19 protein-coding genes are annotated in these 18,424 nt (G+C 55.2%); 15 read left to right on the top strand and 4 right to left on the bottom strand.

What is annotated here, in order from left to right; all coding sequences use genetic code 11:
- Nucleotides 1–31: 31 nt before the first annotated feature.
- Nucleotides 32–1,030: a class 1 fructose-bisphosphatase gene (gene fbp, locus DBY68_RS11265; RefSeq protein ID WP_108476169.1), complete on the bottom strand. Its 999-nt coding sequence runs from the start codon at nucleotides 1,028–1,030 to the stop codon at nucleotides 32–34.
- 175 nt (nucleotides 1,031–1,205) lie between these two features.
- Here fbp and mpl point away from each other — a divergent pair, with 175 nt between their 5' ends.
- Entirely contained in the window at nucleotides 1,206–2,582 is a 1,377-nt protein-coding gene (mpl, locus tag DBY68_RS11260; protein WP_108476170.1) for a UDP-N-acetylmuramate:L-alanyl-gamma-D-glutamyl-meso-diaminopimelate ligase, read from the top strand.
- An 81-nt stretch (nucleotides 2,583–2,663) separates the two neighbouring features.
- Nucleotides 2,664–3,203, top strand: coding sequence for a GNAT family N-acetyltransferase (locus tag DBY68_RS11255; RefSeq protein WP_108476171.1), 540 nt, complete (start codon nucleotides 2,664–2,666; stop codon nucleotides 3,201–3,203).
- 137 nt (nucleotides 3,204–3,340) lie between these two features.
- Here the strand turns inward: DBY68_RS11255 and yjgA are convergent, their stop codons facing one another.
- Nucleotides 3,341–3,892, bottom strand: a complete 552-nt coding sequence (gene yjgA, locus DBY68_RS11250) for a ribosome biogenesis factor YjgA (protein ID WP_015966156.1) — start codon at nucleotides 3,890–3,892, stop codon at nucleotides 3,341–3,343.
- Nucleotides 3,893–3,986: 94 nt separating this feature from the next.
- Between yjgA and pmbA the strand changes: the two genes are divergently transcribed.
- The 13 genes from pmbA to DBY68_RS11185 all read left to right on the top strand — a co-directional run bounded on the left by pmbA (nucleotide 3,987) and on the right by DBY68_RS11185 (nucleotide 15,499).
- On the top strand, nucleotides 3,987–5,339 hold the full coding sequence (gene pmbA / locus DBY68_RS11245; RefSeq protein WP_108476172.1) for a metalloprotease PmbA: 1,353 nt from the start codon (nucleotides 3,987–3,989) through the stop codon (nucleotides 5,337–5,339).
- Between the two features lie 65 nt (nucleotides 5,340–5,404).
- Nucleotides 5,405–5,794 carry a cytochrome b562 gene (gene cybC / locus DBY68_RS11240; protein ID WP_108476173.1) on the top strand — a complete coding sequence of 130 codons (390 nt, stop codon included), beginning with the start codon at nucleotides 5,405–5,407 and terminating at the stop codon, nucleotides 5,792–5,794.
- 89 nt (nucleotides 5,795–5,883) lie between these two features.
- On the top strand, nucleotides 5,884–6,429 hold the full coding sequence (locus DBY68_RS11235) for a DUF2726 domain-containing protein (RefSeq protein WP_108476174.1): 546 nt from the start codon (nucleotides 5,884–5,886) through the stop codon (nucleotides 6,427–6,429).
- Nucleotides 6,430–6,780: 351 nt separating this feature from the next.
- Complete coding sequence (locus tag DBY68_RS11230; RefSeq protein WP_108476175.1) at nucleotides 6,781–7,119, top strand: PRD domain-containing protein; 339 nt, start codon at nucleotides 6,781–6,783, stop codon at nucleotides 7,117–7,119.
- Between the two features lie 10 nt (nucleotides 7,120–7,129).
- Nucleotides 7,130–7,492, top strand: a complete 363-nt coding sequence (locus DBY68_RS11225) for an SFCGS family glycine-rich protein (RefSeq protein ID WP_008786042.1) — start codon at nucleotides 7,130–7,132, stop codon at nucleotides 7,490–7,492.
- Nucleotides 7,493–7,494: 2 nt separating this feature from the next.
- A complete protein-coding gene (locus tag DBY68_RS11220) occupies nucleotides 7,495–7,794 on the top strand; it encodes a DUF4312 family protein (protein WP_015966150.1) in 300 nt (99 codons plus the stop codon).
- Nucleotides 7,795–7,815: 21 nt separating this feature from the next.
- Entirely contained in the window at nucleotides 7,816–8,592 is a 777-nt protein-coding gene (locus DBY68_RS11215; protein ID WP_108476176.1) for a DUF4311 domain-containing protein, read from the top strand.
- A 13-nt stretch (nucleotides 8,593–8,605) separates the two neighbouring features.
- Entirely contained in the window at nucleotides 8,606–9,250 is a 645-nt protein-coding gene (locus DBY68_RS11210) for a DUF4310 family protein (RefSeq protein WP_015966148.1), read from the top strand.
- 43 nt (nucleotides 9,251–9,293) lie between these two features.
- Complete coding sequence (locus DBY68_RS11205) at nucleotides 9,294–10,427, top strand: amidohydrolase/deacetylase family metallohydrolase (protein WP_108476177.1); 1,134 nt, start codon at nucleotides 9,294–9,296, stop codon at nucleotides 10,425–10,427.
- The gene (locus DBY68_RS11200; RefSeq protein WP_108476178.1) at nucleotides 10,411–11,529 is read left to right on the top strand and encodes a DgaE family pyridoxal phosphate-dependent ammonia lyase; all 1,119 of its coding nucleotides are present in this window, start codon (nucleotides 10,411–10,413) and stop codon (nucleotides 11,527–11,529) included. Before DBY68_RS11205 ends, DBY68_RS11200 begins: the two co-directional genes overlap by 17 nt.
- Nucleotides 11,526–12,266, top strand: coding sequence for a KDGP aldolase family protein (locus tag DBY68_RS11195; protein WP_108476179.1), 741 nt, complete (start codon nucleotides 11,526–11,528; stop codon nucleotides 12,264–12,266). The genes DBY68_RS11200 and DBY68_RS11195 overlap by 4 nt, the downstream gene beginning before the upstream one ends.
- Before the next feature lie 147 nt (nucleotides 12,267–12,413).
- Nucleotides 12,414–13,565 carry a lactonase family protein gene (locus DBY68_RS11190; RefSeq protein ID WP_108476180.1) on the top strand — a complete coding sequence of 384 codons (1,152 nt, stop codon included), beginning with the start codon at nucleotides 12,414–12,416 and terminating at the stop codon, nucleotides 13,563–13,565.
- A 20-nt stretch (nucleotides 13,566–13,585) separates the two neighbouring features.
- Nucleotides 13,586–15,499 carry a PRD domain-containing protein gene (locus DBY68_RS11185; protein WP_108476181.1) on the top strand — a complete coding sequence of 638 codons (1,914 nt, stop codon included), beginning with the start codon at nucleotides 13,586–13,588 and terminating at the stop codon, nucleotides 15,497–15,499.
- Nucleotides 15,500–15,523: 24 nt separating this feature from the next.
- Here the strand turns inward: DBY68_RS11185 and nrdG are convergent, their stop codons facing one another.
- On the bottom strand, nucleotides 15,524–15,988 hold the full coding sequence (nrdG, locus tag DBY68_RS11180; RefSeq protein ID WP_108476182.1) for an anaerobic ribonucleoside-triphosphate reductase-activating protein: 465 nt from the start codon (nucleotides 15,986–15,988) through the stop codon (nucleotides 15,524–15,526).
- A gap of 146 nt (nucleotides 15,989–16,134) precedes the next feature.
- Entirely contained in the window at nucleotides 16,135–18,273 is a 2,139-nt protein-coding gene (gene nrdD / locus DBY68_RS11175; RefSeq protein ID WP_108476183.1) for an anaerobic ribonucleoside-triphosphate reductase, read from the bottom strand.
- Between the last annotated feature and the right edge of the window lie 151 nt (nucleotides 18,274–18,424).

The raw sequence follows: 18,424 nt of genomic DNA, 5'->3' as shown, positions 1-18,424 counted from the left end.
AGCGAGGCTCCCTTTTCATTTTTTGGCGAATTTACGCGTCAGGGAACTCACGGATAAAACGTTCTACATCGTCGACCATATGGTCGTTACCGACGAAGAATGAACGACGCTGGTGCAGGGTTTCCGGCACGATATCCAGAATACGATTCACGCCGTCGCTGGCTTTGCCACCCGCTTGCTCCGCAAGGAATGCCATCGGATTGCACTCATACAGCAGACGCAGTTTCCCTTCCGGGTGGCTGGCGGTGCTTGGGTAGAGGTAAATGCCGCCTTTCAGCAGATTGCGATGGAAGTCCGCCACCAGAGAACCGATGTAGCGCGATGTGTACGGGCGCTGCGTAGATTTATCTTCTTCCTGGCAGAACTTAATGTACTTTTTCACGCCAGCCGGGAAACGAATGTAGTTACCTTCGTTAATGGAGTAAGTTTTGCCTTTTTGCGGGAAGCGCATGCGCTCCTGGCTCAGGCAGAACACGCCCAGTGATGGGTCGTAGGTGAAGGCATGGACGCCGCAACCGGTGGTGTAAACCAGCATGGTTGAGGAGCCATAAACCACGTAACCCGCAGCGACTTGCTTGTTACCGGGTTGCAGGAAATCTTCTTCAGTGACCGGCGTACCGACAGGGGTCACGCGGCGATAGATAGAGAAAATCGTCCCGACAGAGACGTTCACATCGATGTTGGAGGAGCCGTCCAGTGGATCCATCAACACCACATATTTCGCGTGTTCACACCCTTCAAAGACCACAATCTCGTCTTCTTCTTCGGATGCGATGCCAGCGACGATATCGCGGGCGCGCAGTGCGGCTTTCAGTTTTTCGTTGGCGAACAGATCGAGTTTTTGCTGCACCTCGCCCTGAACATTTTCAGCACCGCTGGCACCCAGGATATCAACCAGACCTGCTTTGTTGATATCGCGGTGGATGATTTTGGCACCTAACTTTATTGCCGACAGCAGAGCGGTAAGCTCACCGGTCGCATGAGAAAACTCATGCTGTTTCTCGACAATAAATTCACCTAACGTTTTCATAACACTTTCCCTGCAGTTAATGTGGAGTAAAGCGACTGCAACAATCTTAACAAAGAATAAAAAGAATGCGCACAGGTGAATCGCGCCAGCAAAGTACGGAATATCCTGAAATGCATTTCTCTGCTGGCGAACATGTGGGTAAAATGTGCGGTAGATAAAAGAAGGATAGTGACGTATGCGCATTCATATTTTGGGAATTTGTGGCACTTTCATGGGCGGACTGGCAATGTTGGCTCGCTCCCTCGGCCATGAAGTAACGGGCTCGGATGCGAATGTGTATCCGCCAATGAGCACGCTGCTTGAGAACCAGGGCATTGATTTAATTCAGGGATACGACGCCAGCCAGCTCGACCCGCAGCCGGATCTGGTGATCATCGGTAACGCCATGACGCGCGGGAATCCGTGTGTTGAAGCGGTGCTGGAAAAGAACATTCCGTACATGTCCGGCCCGCAATGGCTGCATGATTTCGTCCTGCGCGACCGCTGGGTGCTGGCCGTTGCCGGTACGCACGGTAAAACCACCACGGCCGGCATGGCGACCTGGATCCTCGACGCGTGCGGCTACAAGCCGGGCTTTGTGATCGGCGGTGTGCCGGGCAACTTCGACGTTTCCGCGCGTCTGGGTGACAGCCCGTTCTTTGTGATTGAAGCGGATGAATACGACTGCGCCTTCTTCGATAAGCGTTCTAAATTCGTGCATTACTGCCCGCGCACGCTGATCCTCAACAACCTTGAGTTCGATCACGCGGATATCTTTGATGACCTGAAAGCGATTCAGAAACAGTTCCATCACCTGGTGCGCATCGTACCGGGGCAGGGGCGCATTATCTGGCCGGAAAACGACATCAATCTGAAACAGACGATGGCGATGGGTTGCTGGAGCGAGCAGGAACTGGTGGGCGAACAGGGCCACTGGCAGGCGAAAAAACTGAATGCTGATGCCTCCGAGTGGGAAGTGCTGCTCGATGGCGACGTTGTCGGTCAGGTGAAATGGGGCCTGGTGGGCGAGCACAACATGCACAATGGCCTGATGGCGATTGCTGCTGCGCGTCACGTCGGCGTTACGCCTGCGGATGCGGCGAACGCGCTGGGTTCGTTCATCAACGCCCGTCGCCGCCTTGAACTGCGTGGTGAAGCCAACGGCGTGAGCGTTTACGATGACTTCGCGCACCACCCGACAGCCATCCTCGCCACGCTTCAGGCGCTGCGCGGTAAAGTCGGCGGCACAGCACGCATTCTGGCGGTGCTGGAACCTCGTTCCAACACCATGAAAATGGGTGTCTGCAAAGACGATCTCGCCCCGTCGCTGGGCCGCGCGGATGAAGTCTTCCTGCTTCAGCCGCAGCACATTCCGTGGCAGGTGGCCGAAGTGGCGGAAGCCTGCGTGCAGCCTGCGCACTGGAGCGCCGACGTCGATACGCTGGTGGACATGGTGCTGAAAACCGCGCATCCGGGCGATCACATTCTGGTGATGAGCAACGGCGGCTTTGGTGGTATCCACCAGAAACTGCTGGACGGCCTGGCGAAAAAAGCGGAACAGCAACAACAGTAACCTCACTCAGGTCAGGTTTCTGCGCAGCCAACCGGGAAACCGGTTGGCTTTTTTATTGGCAAATTTCAGCGGAGAACGTGGATGCTTTCGGCACATAAACTCACTTCAACAGACTCGGCGCTTTTTGCGCGCGTCGATGCGCTCTACGTGCAGGCTTTTCCGTGGCATGAACAGCGTGAACCTGCGGCGAAAGCGCAGGCACTTAACGACCCGCGCTATGCGCTGGAAGCGTGGTTTGACGATGAACAATTTGTGGGGATGAGCGGTAGCTGGCGGCTGGGAGAGATGCTTTATATTGAGCATCTGGCGGTTGATAGCGCTTTACGTTCAAAAGGTTACGGCAAGATTTTGCTGGCTGAACTTTTGAGCCGTGCCCCGTTAACGGTGCTGGAGATCGACCCGCTTACCACGGAGGTTGCTCATCGGCGGCTGCGGTTTTATCAATCAATGGGTTTTGTCGCGAACCCGTGGGCGCACGCGCACCCGACGTATCATCAGGGGATTGCCGACCATGAGCTGGTGGTGCTGAGTTACCCGCAGGGGATCGATGCGACGGGGTATCAGCGGTTTAATGAGGGGTTGTGCGGGGTGGTGATGGGGCTGAAACAACCCTCACCCTAACCCTCTCCCTGAGGGAGAGGGAACAGTTCGCACCTGTTTTCTCTCTCTCCCTGTGGAAGAGGGAACAGTCCGCACCTGTTTTCTCCCTCTCCCTGCGGGAGAGGGCCGGGGTGAGGGGGAACAAACCTGCTCCCGCCTTACCCTTCGTTCTCCGCCAGTTCGCGCAGATACTGGAAAATCAGACGCGAAGACTTCGGCGGCTTATTCCCTTCTTTCTCTTTCTTCGCGTTGCGGATCAGTGAACGTAGTTGCTGACGGTCAGCATTCGGCCACAGATTCAGGACTTCATCCATCGCTTCATCACCGTTATCAATCAGACGATCGCGCAGTTGTTCCAGTTTATGGAACAGGGCAACCTGCTGATTGTGGCGGTTTTTCAGCTTATCCAGTGCCTGGCGAATCGGCTCGACGTCGCGGCTACGCAACATTTTACCGATCAGCTGCATCTGGCGGCGGCGACCTTCTTTCTTGATGCGCTGCGCCAGTTCAATGGCGGCACGCAGGTCATCATCGAGCGGGATTTTATCCAGCGCGTTTTTACCCAGGTCTACGATCTCACCGCCAAGCTGCTTCAGCTCTTCGGCATCACGTTTAATTTCACTCTTGCTGACCCAGATAATTTCATCATCTTCGTCCTCGATATCATCACCGGGCACGTCGTCGAGCCAGTCTTCGGGCTGCTTTGTCATTTCAGGCTCCTTAAAAAAGAGGCTAATACTAACAGCTTGGGCGCACACTGAGAAAGGGTTCTCTGTTAGACTTCAGGTAACTTTACCTAACATTATGGCATTGGCGATGAAAGTAATCACACAAGTTGCAGAACAGCGTATTGCGCTGGAAAAAGCTGTCTCCACCGCACTGGAACTGGCATCAGGCAAATCAGATGGTGCTGAAGTCGCGGTGAGTAAGACCACGGGCATTGGCGTCAGCACCCGTTATGGTGAAGTGGAAAACGTTGAATTTAATAGCGATGGTGCGCTTGGCATCACCGTCTATCACCAGAATCGTAAAGGCAGCGCGTCCTCCACTGACCTCAGCCCGGACGCCATCGCGCGAACGGTTCAGGCGGCGCTGGATATTGCGCGCTATACCTCACCAGATCCGTGCGCGGGCGTTGCGGATAAAGATCTGCTGGCCTTCGATGCGCCGGATCTTGACCTGTTCCATCCGGCTGAAGTGACGCCGGATGAAGCCATCGAATACGCCGCGCGTGCGGAACAGGCGTCGCTGAAGGCTGACAAACGCATCACCAATACCGAAGGCGGCAGCTTTAACAGCCACTACGGTATCAAAGTGTTTGGTAACAGCCACGGCATGCTGCAAAGCTATTGCTCGACGCGCCACTCGCTCTCCAGCTGTGTGATAGCCGAAGCCGACGGTGATATGGAACGCGATTACGCTTATACCATTGGCCGTGCGTTGGGCGATCTGCAAACGCCGGAAGCCGTTGGTGAAGAGTGTGCCCGCCGCACGCTGGCACGTCTGTCGCCGCGTAAACTCTCTACCATGAAAGCGCCGGTGATTTTCGCCAACGAAGTGGCAACCGGTCTGTTTGGACATCTGGTCGGTGCGATTGCCGGTGGTTCGGTGTATCGCAAATCGACCTTCCTGCTCGATTCTCTCGGTAAGCAGATCCTGCCGGAGTGGCTCACCATTGAAGAACACCCGCACCTGCTGAAAGGGCTGGCCTCCACGCCATTCGATAGTGAAGGTGTGCGCACTGAGCGCCGCGACATCATCAAGGATGGCGTGCTGATGCAGTGGCTGCTGACGAATTACTCTGCGCGTAAGCTGGGCCTGAAGAGCACCGGTCACGCGGGCGGCATCCACAACTGGCGCATCGCCGGTCGCGGCCTGAGTTTTGAAAAGTTGCTTAAAGAGATGGGGACAGGTCTTGTCGTCACGGAATTGATGGGACAAGGTGTCAGCGGTATTACCGGCGACTATTCTCGCGGTGCATCCGGTTTCTGGGTCGAAAATGGCGAGATCCAGTATCCGGTCAGTGAGATTACGATCGCAGGAAATCTGAAAGATATGTGGCGTAATATCGTCACGATTGCTGACGATATCGAAACGCGCAGCAATATCCAGTGTGGCTCCGTGCTTCTGCCGGAGATGAAAATCGCCGGGCAATAACGCCCGGTTTTTACGGACGCGCCCTGCCGCGTCTGATTGCTTAATAATAAAAAAGGAAGTGAGCAATGCGTAAAAAACTCTTAGCAATGTTGGCCGTATCCTCTCTTGCGTTGGGCGCGGCAGCACCTGCGTTCGCCGATCTCGAAGAGGATATGGACACGCTGGCGAAAAACCTCAAAGTGGTCGAGAGCACTTCAGATGCGACTGAGCTGAAGGCGGCGCTCACCGAAATGCGTACCGCCGCGCTGGATGCCCAGAAAGAGACCCCACCGAAGCTGGAAAGCAAAGCGGCTGATAGCGCCGAGATGAAAGATTATCGTCACGGCTTTGATGTTCTGGTCGGGCAAATTGATGGCGCGCTGAAGCTGGTGAATGAAGGCAAAGTGCAGGAAGCCAAAGCGGCGGCGGAAGACTTTAAAGCCACGCGCAACGAAAACCACAAGAAGTTTCGTTAATTCCAGGGAGGCGGTGATATCACCGCCTTTTTTATTTTTGTTGTTCTCTGTTAATATATATTAATCTTAAACGGATTAAGTCATTTAACATGAATGGACTGGAAGCACTTAAACTATTTACCACGGCTTTATATTCAAAATTATTCTTTATATTTATTGGTGCTTTATTATTAATAGCTATCACTAATAAAATATCCCCAAAAAGAAAACGAAAAACTGTTAAGCAATCTGAAAACCAACTCGATATTGTCGCCCGTAGTGACTTCCACAAAAGTAAACTGATGAACAAAGAGGAGTATGGACTCTTTGTTCGCCTGGAGCCGCTGCTAAAGGCTAACCGACCGGGCTATCGACTTTTTACGCAGGTCAGTATGGGGGAAATTATTAGTTCCCCGAATAAAAGCGCCTATTTCTGCGTCAATAATAAACGCGTCGACTTTGTTATTATTTCGCCTTATGGCGATCCGCTCGTGGTCATTGAGTATCAGGGGAGTGGCCATTATCAGGGAAATGCCATTCAGCGCGATGCGGTAAAAAAGGAAGCCTGCCGAAAAGCGGGGGTGGCTTTTATTGAGCTTACTGATAAATACAGCGACAGGGATTTGGATAATATTATTTTGCAAATTCCAAAATAGCGCTCGTTTTTATGCCGGATGCGCTTCGCTTATCCGGCCTACAAATCACCGCCCTCGTAGGCCGGATAAGCGAAGCGCATCCGGCAATGACACCGCACATAAGCAAACCTTATCCACCTCACATTTTCGTACAAATTCACAAGACCACTTCCCCCATTAAATTTCCATTTCAGGACATATTCGCGTGATGAATATCACGCTTTTCCGCCGATAAATCGTTAAAACCGCAAATTTTGTGGCACAGATCACTGGCCTCCTTCGCCTTTCCACTTTGAAGTGGAAAACAACTCGCTACAAACCTGCAACGCGCATCGTTACTTTGAACCCAGAGCCATTAACGGGGTAAGACGAGTGATGAATGCAGCGGTAGTGAACAATGATGTGGAACCGGCAGCGCAAACAGAACAGCTTGCCGACACCATGCTGAAGCAGGTTTTCGCCCTGTTACGCAGCCACAACATTATCCCCAACGACGTACAGGAACAGATGCTGACTTCCCACCTGCGCGCAATGGCGCATCGGTCTGTGACCGGTGAGCCACTGCCAGAGGTAGATGCCAGCCTGTTCGACGAAATTTCACCAGAATCAATGCAACTTGCCCGCGAAGTGGTCGCGCAGTTTGGCAATCTTCCTGACGAAGAGTCCTGGCTGCTTTCCGTTCACTTCGAAGTCGCAAAAGAAAACCTTTAAGGAGCAAAACATGGAACAGATTACCGTTGTGATTGGCGATCGTTTAGGCAAAGGCCAGAAAGTGGCCGCAGGCGTTGAGAAAGCCGGTGGTCGTGCGGTTGTTGTCCCGGGCGTGGCGGCAGATATGAAGTTGGGCGATGTCATGAAAGCGGAAAACGCCACTTTTGGTATCTCTTTCTGCGGCAGCGGCGGTGCAGGTGCAATCACCGCCCAGACCAAATATGGCTACAAAGCCAAATACGGCATGCGCTCTGTTGATGAAGGCGTCACCGCGATTAATGAAGGCTGCAACGTGCTGGGCTTCGGTTTTATGGATAAAGAAGAGCTGGGCGAGCGTCTGGTACAGGCGTGGCAGAAGAAGTACGGCGCGTGAGTATGAAACAACAATTCACCAAAACGGTGAGAGTCAAAGGGAAAGGCGACGCCAAAGCGCGCGCCTTTGCCGACGCGCTAAACCATGTCCAGGCCGCGGTGATGAAAGATACACCGCACATCTTACTGCGTATTGAGCCACAGGATGTGCAGGTTGTTCATGCGTATGAAGCGGTGCGCAAAGAAGCGTTCTTATTCTTCTTTTTGCGCCGGGAACGACGCACCTACAGCGTGGAGCTGGACGTGACCGTCAACGTGACCGCCATCAATCTCGACAACGTGGATTTCGTCACGCAGAGCTAAATCACACAGAAGGGCAGACTGATGTTCTTAATTATATTAATAAAATCGCTCATTATCGGCGGCCTGGTTGGTGTCGGCGTAGGGGCCGGTGCTGCACGCATGTTCCATGCGCCTACCACGCAAGGTATGGGCGCGTTTCGTACGTTGGGGGAGCTGAACTCCTGTGAAGGCGACCCGGCGTCACACTTCTCCTTTGGCCTTGGCTTCTTCTTTAACGCCTGGGCCTCTTCGGTTGCAGCAGGTTCATTTACCCAGGACGTTGACCACCGCATCATCCCGAACTGGGGGGCGGCGGCACTGATGATCAAAAACCGTAACGTTGGCGAGACGCTGCACGATCCGAAGAAAATGGCGATTGCCTGCGGCGTGATCGGCATGCTGGTTGTCACCTTCCTCAACTTAACCGCTTCCTCAGTACCCGAATCACTCCAGGTGACCGCTGTGAAGGTACTGGTTCCGGCAGCGAACCTGCTGGTGAATACGGTGATGCCGGTTATCTTCTGGCTGGCGGCGATCGACGCGGGTAAAAAATCCGGCTTCTGGGCCACCGTCTTTGGCGGCGCGGCGCAGATGATCATGGGGAACGCCGTACCGGGTCTGGTGCTGGGTATTCTGATTGGTAAAGGTGTTGAAGAGAGCGGCTGGAACCGCATCACCAAAGTGATGATGAGCGCCATCGTGGTGCTGTTTGTCCTGAGCGCCTTCTTCCGCGGCTTCGACATGAAGATGATCGAATCCTTCCATCTGACCGTGCCGAACTGGCTCGATCTGATCCACAACTCGCTCAGCGGCAAATAACGGGAGCCCCGAAATGGAACAGAATAAAGGTTTTTGGTATGCCGACTGGTCGTTCCCGATCTTTGTTGGTCTGCTCTCCTCCGGCGTGTTCGCCGGGACGCACATGTACTACCTCTACGGCATCGGCGCATTTAACGAAGTGGCGTTTGTCTCCATGCTGCGCGCCGGGATTGATACCGGTGCTTACGGCGCGGTGGCGGCGTTTGGCGCAAGCTTCCTGTTTGCCCGCATCATCGAAGGCTCGCTGGTGGGGATTCTGGACATCGGCGGCGCGATCCAAACCGGCGTCGGCCTCGGCGTTCCGGCGCTGCTGCTGGGCGCGGGCATCATGTTCCCGGTGACCAACTTTATCGCTTCACTGATTACCGGCCTGGTGATTGGCCTGGCGATTGGTTACGTCATTATTCTGGCGCGTAAGTTCACCATTAATCAGAGCGACTCGACCTACGGGGCCGACGTGATGATGGGCGCAGGTAACGCCTCTGGCCGCTTCCTTGGCCCATTGATTATTCTCAGCGCGATGACCGCCTCCATTCCAATCGGTATCGGTTCCCTGCTTGGCGCGCTGCTTTTCTACCTCTGGCAAAAGCCGATTACCGGCGGTGCGATTCTGGGTGCAATGCTGTTTGGTGCACTGTTCCCAATCGCGATTAGCTAACTCCCCGCGGGCGTGAAAACGCCCGCTCTCTCAGGAGAATGAGATGTTTGATTTACTCCTGCGCGGTGCGCGCCTCGTCGACGATACCCTGACCGATATCGCCATTCAGGATGGCTTAATCCACGCGCTGGGTGACCTGACGTCACCCGCAAAGAAAACCATTGATCTGCACGGCAACTACTACGTCAGCGCGGGCTGGATTGACTCCCACGTTCACTGCTACCCGAAATCACCGATTTATCACGACGAACCCGATAGCGTAGGCATCGCCACTGGCGTGACGACCGTTATCGATGCCGGTAGCACCGGGGCAGATGACGTGGATGAATTCTATGAACTCACTCGCCAGGCGGCGACTGACGTTTACGCGCTGCTGAATATCTCGCGCGTCGGGCTGATTGCTCAGAACGAGCTGGCCAATATGGCCAATATCGACGCCGACGCGGTACACCAGGCGGTGAAACGCCACCCTGATTTTATCGTCGGGCTGAAGGCGCGCATGAGCAGCAGCGTCGTGGGTGAAAACGGTATTACGCCGCTGGAACATGCGAAAGCGATGCAGAAAGCCAACGGCGATTTGCCGCTGATGGTGCATATCGGCAACAACCCGCCGAATCTGGATGAAATTGCCGACCTGCTGAGTGCTGGCGACATCATTACCCACTGCTACAACGGCAAACCGAACCGCATCCTGACGCCGGAAGGCGAACTGCGCGCATCGATTACGCGTGCGCTCAAGCGTGGCGTCCGTCTCGATGTCGGCCACGGTACCGCCAGCTTTAGCTTTGAGGTAGCGAAACGCGCCATCGCGATGGGCATTCTGCCGCACACCATCAGTTCCGATATCTACTGCCGTAACCGCATCGACGGCCCGGTACGTTCGCTGGCGCTGGTGATGTCCAAATTCCTCGCCATTGGCCTGTCGCTGCCGCAGGTGATTGCCTGCGTGACCACGCATGCCGCTGAAGGGCTGCGCTTGACCCGCAAAGGTCGCCTGGCGCCGGGGATGGACGCGGATCTGACGATCTTCACCGTGAAAGATCAACCGATGAGCCTGACCGATGCGGAAAACGTTTCGCTTCAGGCTGACAAAATTCTGGTGCCGCTGGCTGCCGTGCGTGCAGGCAAGGGCTATATGACCGAACAAGGGAGTGCAGAAAATGCCTTCGATTTTTGAGAAATACAATTTAAAGCAAGTGATTAACACCTCTGGCCGCATGACCGCGCTGGGTGTTTCAACCCCACGCCCGGAAGTGGTACAGGCGGCGATGGACGGCATGAACCAGTATTTCGAGATGAAAGACTTGGTCAATAAAACCGGCGAGTACATTGCTAATTTGCTGGATGTGGAAGGGGCGACGGTCGTCTCCTGTGCGTCGGCAGGCATTGCGCAGTCCGTGGCGGCGGTGCTCGTTAAAGACAGCGACTGGCTGCTGGAAAACCTGCACGTCACGCCGATTGAGAACAACGAAATCGTCCTGCCCAAAGGTCATAACGTCAACTTCGGTGCGCCGGTGGGCACCATGGTTGCGCTGGGCGGCGGCAAGCTGGTGGAAGCAGGCTACGCTAACGAATGTTCCGCAGCACAGCTGGCGGCGGCAATTACCCCGCGCACGGCGGCTATCCTGTATATCAAATCTCACCACTGCGTGCAGAAAAGCATGCTCAGCGTTGAGCAGGCGGTTGTTGTCGCTCGCAAACACAATCTACCGTTGATCGTCGATGCGGCGGCGGAAGAAGACCTGCAGTGCTACTACCGTTCGGGTGCAGACCTGGTCATTTACAGCGGCGCGAAAGCCATCGAAGGGCCGACCAGCGGGCTGGTGATCGGCAAAACCCAGTATGTCGAGTGGGTAAAACGCCAGTCAGCGGGCATTGGCCGCGCGATGAAAGTGGGCAAAGAGGGCATTCTCGGCCTGACTTGCGCCATTGAACATTACCTTACCGCAACGAAAGAGAGCGGTGCTGAAATGGTGGCGAAGATGACGCCGTTTATCGAGGCACTGAATACGCTCAATGGCGTGTCCGCTCGCGTGGTCTGGGATAGCGCCGGGCGTGATATCGCGCGTACCGAAATTAAATTCGATGAAGCCGTTACCGGTATTGGCACGGGCGAGCTGGTCGATGCGCTCAAGCAGGGGCAATACGCCATCTACTTCCGTGGCTATAAAGCCAACGAAGGCATTATCGAAGCCGACGTGCGCAGTGTTGACCAGGCGCAACTGGATATTGTTGCCCGCCGTATTGCTGAAGTGATTAAACAGGAGATTAACGCATGAAACTGACCCCAAACTTTTACCGTGACCGTGTCTGCCTGAACGTTCTGGCAGGCAGCAAAGAGAACGCCAGCGAGATTTATGAAGCGGCGGAAGGTCATGTGCTGGTGGGCGTGCTCTCCAAAAATTACCCGGATGTGGCAAGTGCCGTAGCGGATATGCGTGATTACGCGGCGCGGATTGATAATGCGCTCTCCGTTGGCCTGGGCGCGGGCGACCCGAATCAGTCGGCAATGGTCAGTGCCATCTCCGCTGAAGTGCAGCCGCAGCACGTCAACCAGGTCTTCACCGGTGTCGGAACCAGCCGTGCGCTGCTGGGGCAAAATGACACCGTAGTGAACGGTCTTGTCTCGCCAACCGGCACGCCGGGCATGGTGAAAATCTCCACCGGGCCACTGAGCAGCACCGCGCCGGATGGCATCGTGCCGGTCGAAACGGCGATCGCCCTGCTGAAAGATATGGGCGGCAGCTCAATCAAATACTTCCCGATGGGCGGCCTGAAGTGCCGTGATGAGTATAAAGCGGTGGCAGAAGCCTGCGCGCGTCATGACTTCTGGCTGGAACCAACGGGGGGGATCGATCTGGAGAACTTCAGCGAGATCCTGCAAATTGCCCTTGATGCCGGCGTAAGCAAAATCATCCCGCACATCTACAGTTCTATTATTGATAAAGCCAGCGGCAACACTCGCCCGGACGACGTGCGCGCGCTGCTGGAGATGACGAAGGCGTTAGTGAAGTAATAAGGGCCCCCTCACCCTAACCCTCTCCCACAGGGAGAGGGGACGGACAGTGCAAATGTGAAATACCTGCGCTGGTTTTCACCCTCTCCCTGTGGGAGAGGGCCGGGGTGAGGGGGGAACTCACCACACCATTCCCAAGGAGCCACCATGCACCCATCCCGCCACCTGCTTGTCGCTTCACTTTCTCTGCTTGCCACCACCGCCATCGCGCAGACGCAATACGCGTGGGTGGGCACCTACAACCCCAACGGCGAAGGCGTTTACCGCTTCACCCTCGACAGCAAAACCGGGGCGTTAAGCGACAAAACCCTGGTCAGCACGTTACCCAACGCTGCACAGCTTACCGTCTCTGCCGATGGCAAAACCCTGTATGTCGCAAGCGAAGAAGAGAAAGGCGTGGTGCAGGCGCTGCGGGTGGATGAGAAGGGCGCGCTCCAAGAGCTAAATCAGGTTTCATCCGGCGGCGCGGGCCCGGTGTATCTCTCATTGACGCCTGGCGGAAAACATCTGCTGGTGGCGAATTACGTCAGCGGCTCCGTGGCGATGTTGCCGGTGAAAGCCGATGGCAGTCTGGCGGAGGCCAGCGATTTTCATCAGGATGCAGGCGAGCCAGGCGCCGCGAAACCGACGGCTGCGGTCAAAGGCAGTTTTGCCGCCAGCGATCATAACGGCCCGCATGCACACATGATCGCCGCCGATCCCAGCGGGAAATATGTTTTTTCTACCGATCTGGGCCTCGATCGGATCTACCAGTATCGTCTGGATGAAAAGAACGGCACGTTGATCCCCAACACGCCGCCGTTCATCAATGCGTCGTCACCGGGCGCGGGGCCGCGTCATTTTGTGTTTACAGCAAAAGGCGATGGGCTTTTTGTGATCAACGAAGAGTCTTCTACGCTGACGCATTACCACCTGGATGCAGCAACCGGGCAACTTCAGGAAGGGAAAACGGTGTCATCGCTGCCGAAAGCGTATCAGGGAACCAGCTTCGCCGCCGGGCTGGCAATCAGCGCTGACGGAAAACAGCTCTATGTTGCCAATCGTCTGCACAACAGTATTGCTCACTTCACGGTTATGAATGATGGCTCATTGATTCATAATGATAATATATGGACGCGAGGCGACTACCCGCGCAGCCTGACGCTGGATAGCGAGGGCCGCTGGCTGTACGTAATGAATCAGCGCAGCGATAACATCACCCGTTTTCGCGTCGCGCCTGACGATGGCACGCTGACATTTGTCCCTGAATACACATCGGTCGGCAGCCCATCGCAGATGGTGATTTCGTTTAACCCCTGAGGCGTAATAAGGAAACTGACGTGCGATTCCCCAACCAACGTTTAGCCCAACTGTTCAATTTACTGCAAAACGAAGTTTTGCCGCAGGATGAGCTGGCTGCACGATTGTCCGTTTCCACCCGTACCGTTCGCGCCGATATCTCGGCGCTTAATGCCTTACTGGAGAGCTATGGCGCGCAGTTTACGCTGACGCGCGGCAGCGGTTATCAGCTCAATATCAGTGACCCCAATCGTTACCAAAAACTGGAAGAGAGCGCGCCGAGTACGCTGCGTATTCCACGTACCGCCAGCGAGCGCGAACATTCGCTGGCGGTGCGCTTTCTTACGTCCGCATTTTCTCTCAAGCTGGAAGATCTGGCGGATGAGTGGTTTGTCAGCCGCGCCACGCTGCAAAATGACATGATCGCCGTGCGTGAGCGTTTTCAGCGCTATCAGTTGACGCTCGAGACGCGTCCGCGTCACGGCATGAAGCTGTTTGGCAGTGAAGTCTCTATTCGCGCGTGCCTGACGGATATCCTCTGGGAACTGCCTCAGCAGGAAGGATTTAATGCGCAACTGATGGCGGAAGCGCTTAATGCGGGGGCCATCACCTCGCTTACCGCGACGTTGCAGGAAACGCTCACTCGCTATGCGATTCGCCTGACCGACGAAGGTGAACGCTTCATTCGTCTTTACTGCGCGGTGGCGGTACGCCGCATCAGTGAAGGATTCCCGCTGGCAGAATTTGCGGCAGAAGAAGAGGTATCGCAGAACGTGCGCGACGCGGCGCGGGATATTGCCGCAGCAATTCAGGCGCTTGCCGGTAAACCGCTGGCCGACTCTGAAAAAGCCTGGCTGTGCGTGCATATTTCCGCACGTCAGACGCAGCAGGTTTCGCCAAGCGCTATCAGCGCCGACGACGCCGAAGCGTTGGTGGACTATATCCTCAGCTACATCAACAGCCACTATAACTATAACCTGCAAAACGACGACCAGTTGCATGCGGATCTGCTCACCCATATTAAAACCATGATCACCCGCGTGCGCTATCAAATCATGATTCCTAACCCGTTGCTGGATAACATCAAACAGCACTACCCGATGGCGTGGGATATGACCCTGGCGGCGGTATCGAGCTGGGGAAAATACACGCCGTACACCATCAGTGAAAACGAAGTTGGGTTCCTGGTACTGCACATCGGCGTAGGGCTGGAGCGGCACTACAACATTGGCTATCAGCGCCAGCCGCGCGTCTTGCTGGTGTGCGACACCAGTACGGCGATGGTGCGCATGATTGAAGCGGTGCTGCAGCGTAAATATCCGCAGATTGACGTGACCGATGTGCTTTCGCTGCGTGATTACGAACAGCGGGAAAGCATCAGTGAAGACTTCGTTATCTCGACCGCGCGCATCAATGAAAAAGATAAACCGGTAGTCACGATTGCGCCGTTCCCGACCGAGTTCCAGCTTGAACAGATCGGCAAACTGGTGCTGGTAGACCGCACCCGCCCGTGGATGCTGAACAAATATTTCGATGCGGCACATTTTCGCATTATCGACGGCGATATCGACCAACAGACCTTATTTAGCGAACTTTGCGCTCAGCTTCATGATGAAGGCTTTGTTGACGCCGAGTTCCACGCTTCAGTTGTAGAACGTGAAGCCATCGTCAGCACCATGCTCGGCGACGGCATCGCGCTGCCTCACGCCCTGGGATTGCTGGCACAAAAAACAGTGGTCTACACGGTGCTGGCGCCGCAGGGAATTGCATGGGGCGAGGAAACCGCGCACGTCATCTTCCTGCTTGCGATCAGCAAACGCGAGTATGAAGAGGCGATGGCGATCTACGATATTTTCGTCACCTTCCTGCGCGAACGCGCAATGGCGCGGCTGTGCAGCTGCCGGGATTTCGAGGATTTCAAGACAGTGGCAATGGAGTGTGTGAGTCGGTTTTGAAGAGGGGCGGGCGACGCCCCTTGTTTAACGCAGGTGGTGCACTACCTGATTGCTGCTGCCGCGCCAGATAAGGGCCGGGTCTTTTAAATCCTGCACAAATTTACCGTCGACCAGCACGTTGATGAGATCGACTACTTCCATTTGCGCAGCGTTCAGTTCGTCCAGCTTGTAGCCGGTCCACACCCAGATATCTTTCCCCTGACATTCCGTGTGTATACGTTTAACCAGTTTGAGAATTTCCGGTACGTTTTGCGGATGCAATGGGTCGCCGCCGGAGAGTGAAATCCCCTGACGTTTCACGCGTGTGTCGTTGAGATCGGCGATAATACGGTCGGCCATTTCAGTCGTGAACGGCATGCCGGAATTCACGCGCCAGGTGCTTTTGTTATAACAGCCCGGGCATTCATGTACGCAGCCCGCCACAAACAGCGTGCAGCGCGTGCCGGGGCCATTGACGATATCGACAGGGTAGTACTGATGGTAATTCATGGTTTTTCTTATTGAGTATGGTGCGGGTTGTGGCTCTCACCCTAACCCTCTCCCGCAGGGAGAGGGGACCGACCGGGCAGATCATAGAGGTCGTCGTGGTTTTCTCCCTCTCCCTTGGGGAGAGGGACGGGGTGAGGGGCAGCCGTTTAACCGATCTGCCCGTTGCCGAGGTGTTTCACGCGGCGTTTCACTTCTTCCTGCTTACCGGCGTTAAACGGACGCGCATCCGGGCTGCCTAAATAGCCGCACACGCGGCGGGTGACCGACACGCGGGACGCGTCGTGGTTGCCGCATTTCGGGCAGGTAAAGCCTTTGCTGGTGCACTCGAACTCACCGGTAAAGCCGCACTCATAGCACTCATCAATCGGCGTGTTGGTGCCGTAGTACGGCACGTGCTGATAGCTGTAATCCCAGACATCTTCCAGCGCTTTCAGGTTGTGCTGAATGTTTGGGTACTCGCCGTAGCAAATGAAACCGCCGTTCGCCAGCGGCGGATAGGGGGCTTCAAAATCGATTTTGTCGTACGGGTTAACCTTTTTCTCAACGTCCAGGTGGAAGCTGTTGGTGTAGTAACCTTTATCGGTCACGCCCGGTACCACGCCGAATTCGGCGGTATCAAGGCGGCAGAAGCGGTCACACAGGTTTTCACTTGGTGTGCTGTAGAGGCTGAAGCCGTAGCCGGTTTCCTCTTTCCACTGGTCGACGGCCTGGCGCAGACGTTCAACAATGGCAGTGCCTTTGGCGCGTAGCGCTTCATTGTCATAAATGTGCTGATTACCAAACAGCGCGTTGATGGTTTCGTGAATACCGATGTAGCCCAGCGAGATAGACGCACGACCGTTTTTGAAGATTTCAGACACGTCATCGTCAGCCTGCAAACGCACGCCGCATGCGCCTTCCATATACAAGATTGGGGCCACACGCGCTTTCACGCCTTCCAGACGCGCGATGCGGGTCATCAGCGCTTTACGTGCCAGCACCAGACGTTCGTCCAGCAGTTTCCAGAACGCGTCTTCATTGCCTTTCGCTTCCAGCGCGATGCGCGGCAGGTTCAGGCTGATCACGCCGAGGTTATTACGGCCATCGTGGATCTGCTCGCCGTTTTCGTTTTCCCACACGCCGAGGAAGCTGCGGCAACCCATTGGCGTTTTGAACGAACCGGTAACTTTCACAACTTGGTCGTAGTTGAGGATGTCCGGGTACATGCGCTTGCTCGCGCATTCCAGCGCCAACTGTTTGATGTCGTAGTTGGCATCGCCCGGTTTGTGGTTCAGGCCGTCGCGGATGGCGAACACCAGTTTCGGGAACACGGCGGTTTTACGGTTTTTGCCGAGGCCCGCAATGCGATTACGCAGAATGGACTGCTGAATCAGGCGTGATTCCCAACTGGTGCCGAGACCAAAACCGAAGGTGACGAACGGCGTTTGGCCGTTGGCGGTATGCAGCGTATTGACTTCATATTCCAGCGACTGGAAGGCGTCGTAGCACTCTTTCTCGGTGCGGGAGTGCGCGTAGCCTTCGGCGTCCGGAATCTGCCACTCTTCAGCGGTCTGACGATGTTTATTGAAGCTGGCGGTCACGAACGGGGCCAGAACTTCATCGATACGGTTAATGGTGGTGCCGCCATAAATGTGGCTGGCCACCTGCGCGATAATCTGCGCGGTAACGGCCGTCGCGGTAGAGATGGATTTCGGCGGCTCGATTTCCGCGTTACCCATTTTAAAGCCCTGCGTTAGCATTCCTTTCAGATCGATCAACATGCAGTTGAACATCGGGAAGAACGGGGAGTAATCAAGGTCGTGATAGTGGATAACGCCGCGTTCGTGCGCCATCACCACGTCGTGCGGCAGCAGGTGCTGACGGGCGTAGTGCTTCGCGACGATACCGGCCAGCAGGTCACGCTGGGTAGGGATCACTTTACTGTCTTTATTGGCGTTTTCATTGAGCAGCGCCGAGTTGGTTTGCTCAACCAGACCGCGAATTTCCTGGTTCAGACGGCCACGCTTTTCACGCTGGCTATCGCGGTCATGGCGATATTCGATATAGGCGCGCGCCAGCTGCTTATACGGGCCAGACATCAGCTGGTTTTCAACCGCGGTCTGGATCTCGTTGATATCAACCTGGCTACGGCCTTGCATCTGCTCGCTTACGATTGCCGCGACGGTGGCGCAATAGTCTGCGTCATCGACTCCCGCTGCTTTAGCGGCACGCAGGATAGCTTCCTGGATGCGCTCTGATTTGAACGGCACTTTACAGCCATCGCGTTTCATCACATGCGGTGTCATGATCACTCCATTATAAAAACAGGTTATCCACAGAACTGAAGTCGGGGCGGGGGCGAGATTTACAAAGCCTGCCCGCGTGTTAGCGCTTCTCCAGTCAAATTTATCCACATCTCACCCCCTTTCTTCATTGGAAGGGTATGGTGATATTGTA

Source organism: Pseudocitrobacter sp. RIT415, assembly GCF_003057695.2.
Classification (GTDB): Bacteria; Pseudomonadota; Gammaproteobacteria; order Enterobacterales; family Enterobacteriaceae; genus Pseudocitrobacter; species Pseudocitrobacter faecalis.
Note: the sequence above shows the minus strand (reverse complement) of the source record. Positions and strands in the feature narration are given on the sequence as shown.

Bases quoted from the DNA above. Each gene is read 5' to 3' on its own strand.
- fbp (WP_108476169.1), bottom strand. From the start codon at position 1,030: ATGAAAACGTTAGGTGAATTTATTGTCGAGAAACAGCATGAGTTTTCT.
- mpl (WP_108476170.1), top strand. From the start codon at position 1,206: ATGCGCATTCATATTTTGGGAATTTGTGGCACTTTCATGGGCGGACTG.
- DBY68_RS11255 (WP_108476171.1), top strand. From the start codon at position 2,664: ATGCTTTCGGCACATAAACTCACTTCAACAGACTCGGCGCTTTTTGCG.
- yjgA (WP_015966156.1), bottom strand. From the start codon at position 3,892: ATGACAAAGCAGCCCGAAGACTGGCTCGACGACGTGCCCGGTGATGAT.
- pmbA (WP_108476172.1), top strand. From the start codon at position 3,987: ATGGCATTGGCGATGAAAGTAATCACACAAGTTGCAGAACAGCGTATT.
- cybC (WP_108476173.1), top strand. From the start codon at position 5,405: ATGCGTAAAAAACTCTTAGCAATGTTGGCCGTATCCTCTCTTGCGTTG.
- DBY68_RS11235 (WP_108476174.1), top strand. From the start codon at position 5,884: ATGAATGGACTGGAAGCACTTAAACTATTTACCACGGCTTTATATTCA.
- DBY68_RS11225 (WP_008786042.1), top strand. From the start codon at position 7,130: ATGGAACAGATTACCGTTGTGATTGGCGATCGTTTAGGCAAAGGCCAG.
- DBY68_RS11220 (WP_015966150.1), top strand. From the start codon at position 7,495: ATGAAACAACAATTCACCAAAACGGTGAGAGTCAAAGGGAAAGGCGAC.
- DBY68_RS11215 (WP_108476176.1), top strand. From the start codon at position 7,816: ATGTTCTTAATTATATTAATAAAATCGCTCATTATCGGCGGCCTGGTT.
- DBY68_RS11210 (WP_015966148.1), top strand. From the start codon at position 8,606: ATGGAACAGAATAAAGGTTTTTGGTATGCCGACTGGTCGTTCCCGATC.
- DBY68_RS11205 (WP_108476177.1), top strand. From the start codon at position 9,294: ATGTTTGATTTACTCCTGCGCGGTGCGCGCCTCGTCGACGATACCCTG.
- DBY68_RS11200 (WP_108476178.1), top strand. From the start codon at position 10,411: ATGCCTTCGATTTTTGAGAAATACAATTTAAAGCAAGTGATTAACACC.
- DBY68_RS11195 (WP_108476179.1), top strand. From the start codon at position 11,526: ATGAAACTGACCCCAAACTTTTACCGTGACCGTGTCTGCCTGAACGTT.
- DBY68_RS11190 (WP_108476180.1), top strand. From the start codon at position 12,414: ATGCACCCATCCCGCCACCTGCTTGTCGCTTCACTTTCTCTGCTTGCC.
- nrdG (WP_108476182.1), bottom strand. From the start codon at position 15,988: ATGAATTACCATCAGTACTACCCTGTCGATATCGTCAATGGCCCCGGC.
- nrdD (WP_108476183.1), bottom strand. From the start codon at position 18,273: ATGACACCGCATGTGATGAAACGCGATGGCTGTAAAGTGCCGTTCAAA.